This window comes from Cryobacterium inferilacus (genome assembly GCF_019599185.1).
Classification (GTDB): domain Bacteria; phylum Actinomycetota; class Actinomycetes; order Actinomycetales; family Microbacteriaceae; genus Cryobacterium; species Cryobacterium inferilacus.
On the sequence record NZ_JAIEUL010000008.1, the window covers coordinates 124,704 to 138,524 of the forward strand.

The window sequence follows — 13,821 nt, forward strand, 5'->3', positions numbered from 1 at the left end:
GGACGCGATTATGCCGACAAATTCCGGTCAGAACGGTGGGTTCTCGGGTACCGGTGGTGACGGACGTCGTGTCGGTTGCTGTTCGGGCATCAGGTAGCTCGCCGCAGCGGGTCGTCTGCGTTTCTTGGGCGTCACCACCGGTGGCCGGGGTCGGGGTGGCGCGACCGGGTTGGCCGGGTCGGTGCGGTAGCTGCGCTTGCCCGGCGAGGTCCAGAGCAGCACCCCACCGGGTTCCTGAACGACCTGCCACTGGGAGAGGTGTTTGAGCCGGTGGTGGGCTTCGCAGAGATGGGCGAGGTTGTCGCAGTCGGTTGTTCCGCCGTTGGCCCAGTCGTCGGTGTGATCGACATCGGATTTCACCGCCGGCCGGTTGCAGCCGGGGAACCGGCAGGTTTCATCGCGCATCCGCAACCATTTCTTCATGGCCTTGGTGTTCTTGTACTGGGTTTTCCCCAGGGAGAGCACGACGCCGGTTTCGGGGTGGGTGAGCAGCCGGGTGAAGCTGGGTGCGCCGGCGGCGATCTCCCGGGCGGTCTCCGGTGAGATCGGCCCGTAGCCCTCGAGGGTGGCCGGTTCATCGCTCTGGCCGAGCAGCGTGAGTACCGGCACGGTGATCATGACCGTGCCGCGGATGCCGGCGCCGAGCCCGTCGGGGGTGACACCGTCCAGCAGCAGTGCCCGGGTGATATCTGCCCTGAGTTGGGCTAGGCCACGTTTGCGCTGCTGTTCGGCTTCGGCCCGCTCAGCCGCCGACCCCGTGCCCTCGCCCGTTCCCGAGCCGGTGTCGCCGTGCTTCTGCAAGGTCTTGGTAGTGCTGTCGATGCGGTCGAACGCGGATTTGGTGTCGTGCGCGGTGCCGTACCAGTGCAACCAGCCCATCCCGTCGGCGGCGGGTTCCCACCGGGTGTGCCGGTCGGCGAGAGCGTTGTTCGTGCGGGTCACAATCGACTCCGGGTGCTGCTTCTCCCGCAACCGGTGGGCCCGGTTGGCGAACCGGCCCACCGGCAGGGTTTTCGCGTGCGGCAGCACCGCTTCCTCGAACGCGGCCTGGTCCTCCTCGGGCAGGGTGCGCATCTGATCGATCAACGCCTTGGCGTGCGGGTAACTGATCTCACCCGCCGAGAGCGCTTCGAACGTGGCCGTGGTGGAAGAGAGCCAGAGCGACTCGTCGAGGAGTCGTTCCACGGTGCGTTCGGATAACCGCAGCAGGCACGCGGTTTCGCTCACGATCGTGCGCCGCGCGACCTCGCGGTCTTCCCACCGGCCGAACTCGACGGCACGGGCCTGACAGGCGCTGAGCGTCGCGGCGTTCGGGTCGGCCAGGTGACTGGCTTCCAGGCTGCCCTGCAGACGGGACGCCACCTGCGGCTCCTCGCTCCAGAGCTGGAGTTCGACCAGCCGTTCGGCCTGCCGGGCCTGCGCTTGGGCGATGGCGCGGTGCTCGGCCGCGATCAGCTCGGTGCGCCGCACGAGCTCCGTGCGCACCCAGTCGGGACCGGCCCGATCGGCGCCGGTCGGATGGTCAGGGGCGGGGGTGGATCCGGGTGGAACGGGTTCCGGAGAGTAGTCGTCATCGTCCGGAACTGGCGGTGGTGCCTGGTCTGGGCTACTCATACTGAGATCATCTCAGCTACCACCGACATTCACGCCTCGCCCGCCAGCCCTCAGAACAGCCCATGAAGACAGCCGTGAAAGGAGCCCGAAACTCGCGGGATTCTGGGGCCGGACGCACGGTTCGTGGGCGGGGTTCGTCGGCTAGACTTCTCCGGCACGACCAATAACCGAATAGACCCGGCCAAACGCTTGATGCGGGAGAGTTCGACGTCGTCAGACGAGCGAACACCGAAGGAGCAATCCTCCCCGACAATCTCTCAGGTACTCGTACCGCATCGAACGGGCCACTCTGAAAAGCGGACGAGCACAGCGCGTCCGGCTCCTGCCTGTGCGGGACCCGGTCAGAACTGCCAAGTCCCGCCCATGGTGAAAGCGGCGCAGCACCTGCGCCCGCGAAGCTCTCAGGCCTGACGACAGAGGGGGAGTTCCCAACGGGGTTCGAACGAGCCCCGGAGCACCTCGTCCGGCACGCAGCCCGGCGATGAACCGGAGAACTCATGACCTCGTCCAGCCCTGACACCACCGCCTCGCACGACTCCGCCGCAACCGAGCGGTTCTCGCCGTTGCACGCCGCGCACGTCGCCGCGGGAGCGAGCTTCACCGACTTCGCCGGCTGGCAGATGCCCGTGCGCTACTCCAGCGACCTCGCCGAGCACCACGCCGTGCGCAAGGCAGCGGGCCTGTTCGACCTGTCCCACATGGCCGAGATCCGGGTGAGCGGCCCGCAGGCCGGCGAGTTCCTCGACCACGCCCTGGCCGGCCAGCTCTCGGCGATCGACCTGATGCAGGCCAAGTACAGCCTGCTGCTCAACTCGCGCGGCGGCATCATCGACGACCTCGTTGTCTACCGCACCGGCGAGTCCGAGTTTCTCGTCGTGGCCAACGCCGGCAACCACGACCAGGCGCTGGAAGCTCTCACCAGTCGGTCCGCCCGGTTCGACGTCACGGTGACCGACGAGAGCGACGACACCGCCCTCATTGCCGTGCAGGGCCCCAACGCCCTCGCCATCGTGCAGGCCACCACCGCGCTCAGCACCCATGCCGACCTCGTCAGCCTGCGCTACTACCGCGCCATCACCGCCACCTTCAATGGCGCCCCTGTGCTCATCGCCCGCACCGGCTACACCGGCGAAGACGGCTTCGAGCTCTACCTGCCCAACGCCCAGGCGCTCGACCTCTGGGACGCCCTGGTCATCGCCGGCGCCCCGCACGACCTCGTTCCAGCCGGCCTGGCCAGCCGCGACACCCTGCGCCTCGAAGCCGGCATGCCGCTCTACGGCCACGAACTCACCACTTCCACCTACCCCGCCCAGGCGGGCCTGGGCCGAGTGGTCAACCTCGCCAAGCCCACCGATTTCGTGGGCCGCACCGCCAGCGAAGAGGGTCCGTCCGGCGACGCCCCCGTGCTCGTCGGCCTGGTCTCGGCCGGCAAGCGTGCCGGCCGTGCCGGCTACGAGATCTTCCGCAGCCCCGACGCCACCGAAGCGGAGGGAGTCATCACCAGCGGTGCCCTCTCGCCCACCCTCGGCTACCCGATCGCCATGGCCTACCTGCCCCCGGCGCTCGCCCGACTCGACACCGAGGTCTTCATCGATGTGCGCGGCACGCGCGCTCCGGCCACGGTCATCGCCCTGCCGTTCTACAAGCGCCGCAAGTAAACCGTGTTCAGCGGATGGCCCGGCCCCTGGCATCCGCTCCGTCGGTGCCGCCGAATCATCCGCGCATCATCCCCGAACTGATCAACCCCTGACTTGATCCACCCCCCCCCCTTGATCAACCCCAGTGATAAACCCTGTGATCGCCCTTTGAGAGGAAACCCCATGGCCGACAAGACCGAACTCCAGTACACCGCAGAGCACGAGTGGGTGCTCGTTGACGGCGACACCGCCACCGTCGGCATCACCGCGTACGCCGCCGACAAGCTCGGCGACGTCGTCTTCGTCGAGCTCCCAGAGGTCGGCAGCGCTCTCGCCGCCGGCACCGTCGTCGGCGAGATCGAGTCGACCAAATCGGTGGGCGAACTCTTCGCCCCCATCGACGGCACCGTCGCCGAAATCAACGACGCCGTCGTCGACAGCCCCGAGCTCGTCAACAGCGACCCGCTCGGCGACGGCTGGCTCATCAAGGTGACCTTCGAGACCCTGCCGACACTGCTCAGCTACGCCGAGTACTCCGCCATCATCGGCGAATAGCCGCCGCACTCAACAACCAGACCTGACTGACCCCGGAAAGAGCCCCTCCACACATGTCGCAGCCCTTCACCCAGCGTCACATCGGCACGGATGCCGACGCGCAGTCCCGCATGCTGGCCGTCCTCGGCCACGACAGCGTCGAGGCGCTCGTCAACGCGGCCGTTCCGGCCACCATCCAGGTCGAGCAGTTCCGCACGCCCGGCGACAGCACCCTGCCGCCGGCCGCCACCGAGCGCGAGGCCATCCAGGAGCTGCGCGCCCTGGCCGACAAGAACGATGTCAAGCGTTCGATGATCGGGCTGGGCTATTACGACACGATCACGCCGGCCGTGATCAAGCGCAACGTGCTGGAGAACCCCAGCTGGTACACCGCGTACACGCCGTACCAGCCCGAGATCAGTCAGGGTCGCCTCGAGGCGATCATCAACTTCCAGACCATGGTCGCCGACCTCACCGGCATGGCGACCGCCAACGGGTCGATGCTCGACGAGTCCACCGCCGTGGTGGAGGGCATGCTGTTGGCCCGCCGCGCGTCCAAGGCGCCGTCGAACCGCTTCATCGTCGACGCGGATGCCCTGCCCCAGACCCACGCGCTGCTCGGCAACCGTGCCAACGCCCTCGGCCTCGAGCTGGTCGTGCTGCCCCTGGACGAGCACACCACCGCGGCGGACCTCGGCGACTACTTCGGCATCTTCGTGCAGTACCCCGGCGCCTCCGGCCGGGTGTGGAACCCCGCCGGCGTGATCGCGCTCGCGCACGAGAACAAAGCCCTCGCCATCGTCGCCGCGGACCTTCTCGCCCTCACCCTGATCACCTCGCCCGGCGAGCTCGGCGCCGACGTGGCCGTGGGCACCAGCCAGCGTTTCGGTGTGCCGATGGGCTTCGGCGGACCGCACGCCGGCTACCTCGCCGTGCGCAAGGGCCTCGAGCGCCAGATGCCCGGCCGTCTCGTGGGCGTGAGCGTGGACGCCGCCGGCCACCCCGCCTACCGTCTGTCACTGCAGGTGCGCGAGCAGCACATCCGCCGCGACAAGGCCACCTCTAACATCTGCACCGCCCAGGTGCTGCTCGCCGTGATGGCGGGCATGTACGCGGTCTACCACGGACCAGAGGGTCTCAAGGCGATCGCCACTGAGGTGCACGAACGCGCCGGCGCCCTCGTGGCCGCCCTTCGCGCCTTCGGCGTCGACGTGATCAACGACAGCTTCTTCGACACCGTGCGGGTCGCCGTGCCCGCCGGGGCCGCCGCCATCGTCGCGCAGGCCGCCGCCGCCGGCTACAACCTGCACCAGGTGGATGCGACGACCATCGGCATCTCGGTCGACGAAACCACCACCGCGGCCGACCTCACTGCCGTCGTGGGCTTCTTCGGCGGCCGCGACGCCTTCGGCCACGTCGACCTCGCTGTGATCCAGCCCGGCCTGCCCGACGACCTGGCCCGCACCAGCGAGTACCTCACCCACGCCGTGTTCAACACGCACCGCTCGGAGACGAGCATGATGCGCTACCTCAAGCGCCTCGCCGATTACGACTACGCCCTGGACCGCGGCATGATCCCGCTGGGTTCCTGCACCATGAAGCTCAACGCCGCCACCGAGATGGAGGCCGTCACCTGGCCAGAGTTCGGCGGGCTGCACCCGTTCGCGCCCCGGGCCGACGTCGAGGGCTACCTCGAACTCATCCGCCAGCTCGAAACCTGGCTGACGGATGTCACCGGCTACGACTCCGTGTCGCTGCAGCCCAACGCAGGCAGCCAGGGTGAACTCGCCGGGCTCCTCGCCATCCGCGGGTTCCACCTCGCCAACGGCGACGTCGACCGCACCGTCTGCCTGATCCCGTCCAGCGCGCACGGCACCAACGCCGCCTCCGCGGTGCTGGCCGGCATGCGCGTCGTGGTCGTCGCCTGCGACGAGCTCGGCAACGTCGATCTCGATGACCTGCGGGCCAAGATCGCCCAGCACGCCGAGAACCTCGCCGCGCTGATGATCACCTACCCCTCCACCCACGGGGTGTACGAGCACGAGGTGAGCACCATCTGCGCCGCCGTGCACGGCGCCGGCGGCCAGGTCTACGTGGACGGCGCCAACCTCAACGCCCTGCTCGGCTTCGCCCGGTTCGGCGACTTCGGCGGCGACGTGTCGCACCTCAACCTGCACAAGACCTTCTGCATCCCGCACGGCGGCGGCGGCCCCGGCGTCGGCCCGGTCGCGGCCAAGGCGCACCTGGCCCCGTTCCTGCCAGGGCACCCGCTGGCGCAGAGCGATGAGCACTACCTGCTCGGCGCAACCGGCACCGAGACCGTCGTGCACGGCGGAGGTCCGGTCTCGGCCGCGCCGTACGGCAGCCCGAGCATCCTGCCGATCTCGTGGGCGTATGTGCGCATGATGGGCGCGGACGGCCTCAAGCAGGCCACCGGCGCGGCCGTTCTGGCCGCCAACTACGTGGCCAAGCAGCTCAGCGGACACTACCCGGTGCTCTACGCCGGCGACAACGGCCTGGTCGCGCACGAGTGCATCCTCGACCTGCGCCCGCTCACCGCGGCCACAGGGGTCACCGTCGACGACGTGGCCAAGCGCCTCGTCGACTACGGCTTCCACGCGCCTACGATGAGCTTCCCGGTGGCGGGCACCCTGATGGTGGAACCCACCGAGAGCGAGGACCTCGGCGAGATCGACCGGTTCATCGAGGCCATGATCGGCATCAAGGCCGAGGCGGATGCCGTGGCCGCCGGCACGTGGCCGGCCGACGACAACCCGCTGCACAACGCACCGCACACCGCCCAGAGCGTGATCGAGGGGGAGTGGACGCATCCGTACACTCGCGAGGTCGCGGTCTACCCGGTGCGCACGCTCATCCGCAACAAGTACTGGGCGCCGGTGCGACGCATCGACAACGCCTACGGTGACCGCAACCTGGTCTGCGCCTGCCCGCCGCCGGAGGCCTTCGAGTAAAGCCACTCCGCACGTTCGCTGGTCGAGCTTGTCGACGCCGTGCTGAGCCTGTCGAAGTAGACCTGGTCTCGACAAGCTCGACCAACGGCGTGGTCTAGGACGCGGGGCTGAGGAGGGCCGGCCACCAGAGGACCGCCAGGGGGTACCCGACGAAGGACACGATGTCGAGCACCCAGTGCGCGATCACCAGCGGCATCACCCGGCCCCAGCGCAGGTAGCACCAGCCGAAGACCACTCCCATCAGAACATTGCCCACGAACGGGCCGATGCCCTGGTACAGGTGGTAACTGCCGCGCAACAGAGCGGCAGAGAGGATGATGGTCCAGGCGTTCCAGCCCAGCTGGCGCAATCGGGTGAAGAGGTAGCCCACCACGATGACCTCTTCCACCAGCGCGCTGCGAAGAGCCGAGAACACCAGGATCGGGATGGTCCACCAGAAGGTGTCCAACGGCGCCGGCACCACGGCCACCGTGAACCCGAGCGCCCGTCCGGCCAGGTAGAGGCCAAGGCCGGGGATCCCGATGAGCAGCAGCAGGCCGCCGCCACGCAGCAGGTCTCGCCCCGGTTCGGTGAAATCCAGCCCGAGCAGCCCGAACGAGCTGCGGCCGGGTTGCCAGAGCAGGAACAGCACCAGCACGACGGGAAACAGTGCGAACGCGATGCCCAGGAACTGATAGGTGAAGTCCAACCACTCCCGGGTCGACTGCGACCCGTTGATGGTGGCGGACTGATCGCCCAGGGCGACCTCCGCGGTGAGGCGGGAGATGATCGAGACGATCGAGTAGACCGCAGACGCCCCGAGCGAGAGCCCGAGCACGATCGCGATCTCCCAGAGCAGCCGGGCAGGCGACCTGCTCATCCGGCGCTCGGCATCCGGCACGCCGGGGTGCCACCCGGTAGGCGATAGCGATACCGGGCCACCACCCGATAGCCGGCCTCTGCGGCCCAGGACCACGGTGGCACCGCCGCGAGCCAGCCCAGCACTCGTAGCACTGCGATCGGTTGACCGCGCAGCAGCGCGGCGACCGCGGCGGCGCCACCGTAGCGGCGACCATTGGTGACGAACCAGACTCGCGCCCTGGCCTGCTCCTCGTCCAGCCCGTAGCGGGACAGGTCCGTCCACTGGAACGGCGCCGTCGCCGGGACCCGGGGGAGGGAGCGCTGCAGCCAGAGCACAGCGGTCGTGCAGAACCCGCAGTCGCCGTCGAAGATCAGCGTCGCCGGCAGGGCGGGCGGAGGAGTCGGCATGCCTCTATTTTGCGCTACCCACACCGGCGCGGGCAGTGGTTTGGCGTCCCCTTCCCATGATTTTGAAACCGCTTGCAGACCCTGAGCCCCCAAGAGTCCAAGCATCGTGAGAATATCTCGCGAGCATCGCAGAATAAAACGCAATTTTGGGCATCCACGCAAGAATCGTGCGCGCTTGGTTACTCCTGTGTAACGTTTACCGTCAGATTTTGCACCCGGCCCGAGACAAACCTAGGGTTTTCATTACTAGCGCGCCGCTTGGTTACAAACCGAGCCGGCGCTCACCTTTGCACAGGAGGAAAATTGAAGAGATCTCGCATGGGCCTCAGCGCCCTCGCGCTCGTATCGGTCAGCGCACTCGCGCTGTCGGGTTGCGCGTCATCCGCCGACGAGGCAGACGCTCCGGCGGCTGACACCGCAGCGATCATCAGCACCAACGGCAGCGAACCGCAGAACCCGCTGATCCCGACCAACACCACCGAGACCGGCGGTGGCAAGATCGCCACCTCCATCTTCGCCGGCCTGGTCTCCTACAACGCCGCAGGCGAGATCGAGAACGAGGTCGCTGAGTCGATCGAGTCCGACGACGCCACCACCTGGACCGTCACCCTCGAAGAGGGCTGGACCTTCACCAACGATGAGCCCGTCACGGCCGACTCCTTCGTGGATGCCTGGAACTACGGCGCACTGTTCAGCAACGCTCAGAGCGCTTCCTACTTCTTCGACAACATCGTGGGCTTCGACTACGAGGTTGACTCCGAACTGACCGGCCTCACGGTCGTCGACGACCAGACCTTCACGGTCGAGCTCGCCTCGCCCGAGGCCGACTGGCCGCTGCGCCTCGGCTACACGGCCTACATGCCGCTGCCGTCCGCTGCATACGACGACATGGCCGCCTTCGGTGAGAACCCGATCGGCAACGGTCCGTACATGCTCGACGGTGAAGGCGCCTGGGTCCACGAGGACAAGATCAGCCTCGTCACCAACCCGGGGTACGACGGCGTGCGCAAGCCCGTCAACGGTGGCCTCGACATCATCTTCTACAACGACCAGGCCGCTGCATACGCAGACGTCCAGGGCGGAAACCTCGACGTTCTCGACGCCGTTCCGGACTCCGCGTTCGAAACCTACGAAGCCGAGTTCGGCGACCGTGCCGTGAACCAGGCCGCAGCCATCTTCCAGGGCTTCAACATGCCGTACTACCTCGAGCACTGGAGCGGCGAAGAGGGCGAGCTGCGTCGTGCAGCCATCTCGATGTCGATCAACCGCGAGGAAATCACGGACGTCATCTTCCAGGGCACCCGCACCCCCGCGACCGACTTCACCTCCCCGGTCATCGACGGCTACTCCGACTCGCTCGAAGGCGCCGACGTCCTGGAATACAACCCGGAAGAGGCCGTCAAGCTGTGGGCAGAGGCTGACGCCATCGCACCGTACGGCGACACCACGTTCGACATCGCTTACAACTCCGACGGTGGCCACCAGGCCTGGGTCGACGCTGTGATCAACAGCATCGTCAACACGCTGGACATCTCCGCCACCGGCAAGCCGTACCCGACCTTCGCTGCTGCACTCGAAGACCGCTCGAACGACGCTCTGACCGGTGGAACCCGCGCCGGCTGGCAGGCGGACTACCCGTCGCTGTACAACTTCCTCGCGCCCCTGTACCAGACCGGTGCCGGCTCGAACTACGAGGACTACAGCAGCGAGGCCTTCGACGGCCTGCTCCGCGAGGGCGCTACCGCGTCCAACGTTGAGGACGCCACCGCCAAGTACCAGGAAGCCCAGGAAGTCCTGCTCCAGGACCTCCCGTCCATCCCGCTGTGGTACTCCAACGTCAACGGTGTGTCTGCTGACACCGTCGACAACGTGGTGTTCGGTTGGGACTCCGTCCCGCTGTACTACCAGATCACCAAGGGTTAATACCTAGTTCCACCTGCAGTGCAATGTCCGGGGCGTCAAGCCCCGGACATTGCACTGACTAGACTCATCCAGTGATTGCGATCCTCATGTATAAAAGATTTACGGAGCTCACCTGATGCTGTGGTACACAGGCAGGCGAATCCTCCAGATGATCCCCGTGTTCTTCGGGGCAACGTTCTTGATCTACTTCATGGTCTTCTCCCTCCCGGGTGACCCGATCGCGGCGCTCTACGGTGACCGCCCGCCGGCACCCGGTGTGATCGAACAGGTGAGGGCGCAGTACAACCTCGACAAGCCGTTCATCGTGCAGTACTTCCTGTACATCGGTAACTTCTTCCAGGGCGACCTGGGCACCACCTACTCCGGCCGCCCGGTCAGCGACGTGATGGCCGGAGCATTCCCGGTCACCTTCCGCCTGGCCATGCTCGCCCTGTTCTTCGAGTCCGTCGCCGGTATCGTCGTCGGACTGATCGCGGGCCTGCGCAAGGGCAAGCTGTTCGACGCCAGCGCCCTCGTGGTCAGCCTGCTGCTCATCAGCGTGCCGACCTTCGTGCTCGGCTTCGTCTTCAGGCTCACCTTCGGTGTGCAGCTCGGCTGGTTCCGCACCACGGTCAGCGGCGAAGCGCCCTGGGGAGAGCTCGTGCTGCCCGCCCTCGTGCTGGCCAGCGTGTCATTCGCCTACATCGTGCGCCTCACCCGCGCCAGCGTCGCGGACAACCTCAACGCCGACTTCGTCCGCACGGCAACGGCCAAGGGTCTCTCCCGGCCGCGCGTGGTCACCGTGCACGTGCTGCGCAACTCCCTCGTCCCCGTCATCACCTTCCTCGGCGTGGACCTCGGTTCACTCATGGTCGGTGCCATCGTGACCGAGGGAATCTTCAACATCAACGGCGTCGGTGGCACCGTGTTCAAGGCGATCACCCTCGGCGAGAGCACCACTGTGGTCTCCTTCATTGCCGTGATGGTGGTCATCTTCGTGGTCGCCAACCTGTTCGTCGACCTGCTGTACGCAGCTCTGGACCCAAGGATTCGTTATGCCAAGTAAGCCTGGCCAGGCCCATTTCGTCGCCGAACTGGAAGACACGCCGGTAGCGGCGGTCGACCGCCTCGACGAGTCCCAGAAGGCCCGCAGCACCTGGGCTGATGCCTGGGAAGCGATGCGCCGCCGCCCGATGTTCTGGGTGTCGTCCGCGCTGATCCTGCTCATTGCCGTCGTCGCACTGTTCCCGACCCTGTTCACCCAGGTGTCGCCCAGCCTGAACTGCCTGCTGGCCAACAGCAACGGCGGACCGGAAGCGGGGCACCCGTTCGGGTTCACCCGCCAGGGCTGTGACGTCTTCTCCCGCACCATCCACGGCACCCAGGCGTCCGTCACCGTCGGCCTCCTGGCCACGGCGCTGGTCACCCTGATCGGCGTTGTCGTCGGCTCCCTGGCCGGCTACTACGGCGGCTGGTTGGACGCGGTTGTGTCCCGCATCGGCGACATCTTCTTCGCCATCCCCACCGTGCTCGGCGCCATCGTGCTCATGTCGGTCCTGCCGGCCGCCACGCCCACCACCGTGGCGTTCGTGCTCTCGATCTTCGCCTGGCCCCAGATCGCCCGCATCATGCGCGGTGCGGTACTCTCGGCCACGAACTCCGACTACGTCATGGCCTCGACGGCCCTGGGTGTCTCCAAGTTCCGGATCCTGCTGCGCCACGTCATCCCGAACGCGATCGCCCCGGTGATCGTGATCGCGACGGTGTCGCTCGGAACGTTCATCGTGGCCGAGGCCACCCTGTCGTTCCTCGGTATCGGTCTGCCGACCAACGTGATGTCCTGGGGTAACGACATCGGCCAGGCGCAGACCTCCCTGGTGACCAACCCGCAGGTGCTCCTGTACCCGGCGGCAGCCCTGTCCCTGACGGTTCTCGCGTTCCTGATGCTGGGCGATATTCTGCGCGACGCGCTTGACCCGAAGGCGAGGGCGCTCCGATGAGCCAGTCCGTAATCGACATCACCCCAGAGGGTCTGCCCGTCGGCAGCACCGAGGGTATCCAGGCCGACGAACAGCCCCTGCTGCAGATCCGCAACCTCGAGGTGGGCTTCCAGACCCAGCGCGGCCTCGTTCCCGCGGTCCGCGGCGTGGACATCACCCTGTACGCCGGCCAGACCCTCGCCATTGTGGGGGAGTCCGGTTCGGGCAAGACCACCACGGCGCAGGCCATCATCGACCTGCTGCCCGGTGCGGGCAAGGTCACCGGCGGTCAGGTGCTGTTCGAGGGCCGCGACCTCACCAAGCTCAGCGCCAAAGAGATCCAGGCCGTGCGTGGAAACCTGATCGGCTACGTGCCGCAGGACCCGATGTCCAACCTCAACCCGGTCTGGAACATCGGTTTCCAGGTGGAAGAGGCGATCAAGGCCAACGGCCTCGCCCAGGGCAAGGAAGCACGCGCCCGCACCATCGAGGTGCTACAGGAAGCCGGACTCAGCGACGCTGCGGACCGTCTCAAGCAGTACCCGCACCAGTTCTCCGGCGGCATGCGTCAGCGGGTGCTGATCGGCATCGGGCTCTCCGCCCGGCCCAAGCTGCTCATCGCCGACGAGCCCACCAGCGCGCTCGACGTCACCGTGCAGCGTCAGATCCTCGACCACCTCGGCACCCTTACCCGCGACTACGGCACCAGCGTGCTGTTCATCACGCACGACCTCGGCCTCGCCGCCGAGCGCGCGGAACAGCTCGTGGTGATGTACAAGGGCAAGGTCGTCGAATCCGGCCCGTCGCAGGAGATCCTGGCCAACCCGCAGCACCCGTACACCCAGCGCCTGGTGTCCGCGGCACCGAGCCTCGCCTCCCGGCGCATCCAGTCGGCCAAACACGCCTCGGCCGGCGACAGCGCGATCTACAGTGGCGATTCACTCGATGACACCCTGGTCGCCCGCGCTGCCGAACGTGAACACGCCGCCCCGGTCAAGGACCTGATCTCGATCGAGAACATCTCCAAGGTCTACCGGATCCGCAAGAAGGGGCTGCGCACCGACGAGCTGCGCGCCGTCGACGGCGTCAGCTTCGGCATCCAGAAGGGCACCACAACGGCGCTCGTGGGCGAGTCCGGTTCGGGCAAGTCCACCGTGGCCAAGCTCGTGCTGCAGCTGGAGAGCATCACCAGCGGCTCCATCGAGTTCGACGGTCAGGATGTCGCCGGGCTCAAGGGCAAGGAACTGCTCAAGTTCCGCCGCCGTGTGCAGCCGGTCTTCCAGGACCCGTACGGTTCCCTCGACCCGCAGTACAGCGTGGGCAACACCATCGCCGAGCCGCTTCTGGCGCACGGCGTCGGTACCGCCAAGGAACGCCAGGCGCGGGTCAAGGAACTGCTCGAGCAGGTCTCCCTGCCGTGGTCGAGCCGTTTCCGCTACCCGAGCGAACTCTCCGGTGGCCAGCGTCAGCGGATCGCCATCGCCAGGGCTCTCGCGCTCAAGCCCGACGTGCTCGTGCTCGACGAGGCCGTCTCCGCCCTCGACGTGCTCGTGCAGGGCCAGGTGCTCAACCTGCTCACCGAGCTGCAGACCGAGCTCGGCCTCACCTATCTGTTCATCACGCACGACCTCGCTGTGGTGCGGCTGGTGGCCGATAATGTCTGCGTGATGCAGCGCGGCCGGATCGTGGAGGCCGCGTCGACCGACGATGTCTTCGACAACCCCCAGCAGGCCTACACGCAGGAGCTGCTCGCCGCCATCCCCGGCGGTAACTTCCAGTTCGGGCGTTAGGTTCCAGCGAACTGACTGCCCCTCGGCCCCGGCCGAGGGGCATTTTCAGTCCCGGTGGGCCGAATACGGTAGGATAGACCCTTGGGTCCATGGTGACCCCACTCATCCACTCTTCGCCGCACGCGATTATCTGCGGCATCCATTC

Annotated in this window: 10 protein-coding genes and 1 riboswitch; of the genes, 7 read left to right on the forward strand and 3 right to left on the reverse strand. The window is 67.1% G+C overall.

All coding sequences use genetic code 11. The features are described 5' to 3' along the window. Window positions 1–27: 27 nt before the first annotated feature. Window positions 28–1,614: an HNH endonuclease signature motif containing protein gene (locus K2F54_RS09325; protein WP_220605583.1), complete on the reverse strand. Its 1,587-nt coding sequence runs from the start codon at window positions 1,612–1,614 to the stop codon at window positions 28–30. Between the two features lie 185 nt (window positions 1,615–1,799). Next, window positions 1,800–1,897: riboswitch (glycine riboswitch) on the forward strand. Window positions 1,898–2,111: 214 nt separating this feature from the next. Here K2F54_RS09325 and gcvT point away from each other — a divergent pair. The 3 genes from gcvT (at window position 2,112) to gcvP (ending at window position 6,757) form a co-directional block, all read left to right on the forward strand. Next, window positions 2,112–3,272 (forward strand): glycine cleavage system aminomethyltransferase GcvT, encoded by a 1,161-nt coding sequence (gcvT, locus tag K2F54_RS09330; RefSeq protein WP_220605584.1) that lies wholly within the window; start codon window positions 2,112–2,114, stop codon window positions 3,270–3,272. A 162-nt stretch (window positions 3,273–3,434) separates the two neighbouring features. Then, window positions 3,435–3,806: a glycine cleavage system protein GcvH gene (gene gcvH, locus K2F54_RS09335; protein ID WP_220605585.1), complete on the forward strand. Its 372-nt coding sequence runs from the start codon at window positions 3,435–3,437 to the stop codon at window positions 3,804–3,806. Between the two features lie 53 nt (window positions 3,807–3,859). Next, window positions 3,860–6,757, forward strand: a complete 2,898-nt coding sequence (gene gcvP / locus K2F54_RS09340) for an aminomethyl-transferring glycine dehydrogenase (protein WP_220605586.1) — start codon at window positions 3,860–3,862, stop codon at window positions 6,755–6,757. Window positions 6,758–6,851: 94 nt separating this feature from the next. Here the strand turns inward: gcvP and K2F54_RS09345 are convergent, their stop codons facing one another. Then, window positions 6,852–7,616, reverse strand: coding sequence for a CPBP family intramembrane glutamic endopeptidase (locus tag K2F54_RS09345; protein WP_220605587.1), 765 nt, complete (start codon window positions 7,614–7,616; stop codon window positions 6,852–6,854). Then, on the reverse strand, window positions 7,613–8,005 hold the full coding sequence (locus tag K2F54_RS09350) for a thiol-disulfide oxidoreductase DCC family protein (RefSeq protein ID WP_220605588.1): 393 nt from the start codon (window positions 8,003–8,005) through the stop codon (window positions 7,613–7,615). The genes K2F54_RS09345 and K2F54_RS09350 overlap by 4 nt, the downstream gene beginning before the upstream one ends. Before the next feature lie 303 nt (window positions 8,006–8,308). On the opposite strand from K2F54_RS09350, the gene K2F54_RS09355 reads away from it, so the two are divergent. The 4 genes from K2F54_RS09355 (at window position 8,309) to K2F54_RS09370 (ending at window position 13,676) form a co-directional block, all read left to right on the forward strand. Then, complete coding sequence (locus tag K2F54_RS09355) at window positions 8,309–9,928, forward strand: peptide ABC transporter substrate-binding protein (RefSeq protein ID WP_220605589.1); 1,620 nt, start codon at window positions 8,309–8,311, stop codon at window positions 9,926–9,928. Window positions 9,929–10,043: 115 nt separating this feature from the next. After that, the gene (locus K2F54_RS09360) at window positions 10,044–10,973 is read left to right on the forward strand and encodes an ABC transporter permease (RefSeq protein WP_220605590.1); all 930 of its coding nucleotides are present in this window, start codon (window positions 10,044–10,046) and stop codon (window positions 10,971–10,973) included. Continuing rightward, window positions 10,963–11,907 carry an ABC transporter permease gene (locus K2F54_RS09365; RefSeq protein WP_220605591.1) on the forward strand — a complete coding sequence of 315 codons (945 nt, stop codon included), beginning with the start codon at window positions 10,963–10,965 and terminating at the stop codon, window positions 11,905–11,907. The genes K2F54_RS09360 and K2F54_RS09365 overlap by 11 nt, the downstream gene beginning before the upstream one ends. Next, the gene (locus K2F54_RS09370; RefSeq protein WP_220605592.1) at window positions 11,904–13,676 is read left to right on the forward strand and encodes a dipeptide ABC transporter ATP-binding protein; all 1,773 of its coding nucleotides are present in this window, start codon (window positions 11,904–11,906) and stop codon (window positions 13,674–13,676) included. Before K2F54_RS09365 ends, K2F54_RS09370 begins: the two co-directional genes overlap by 4 nt. Window positions 13,677–13,821 lie beyond the last annotated feature (145 nt).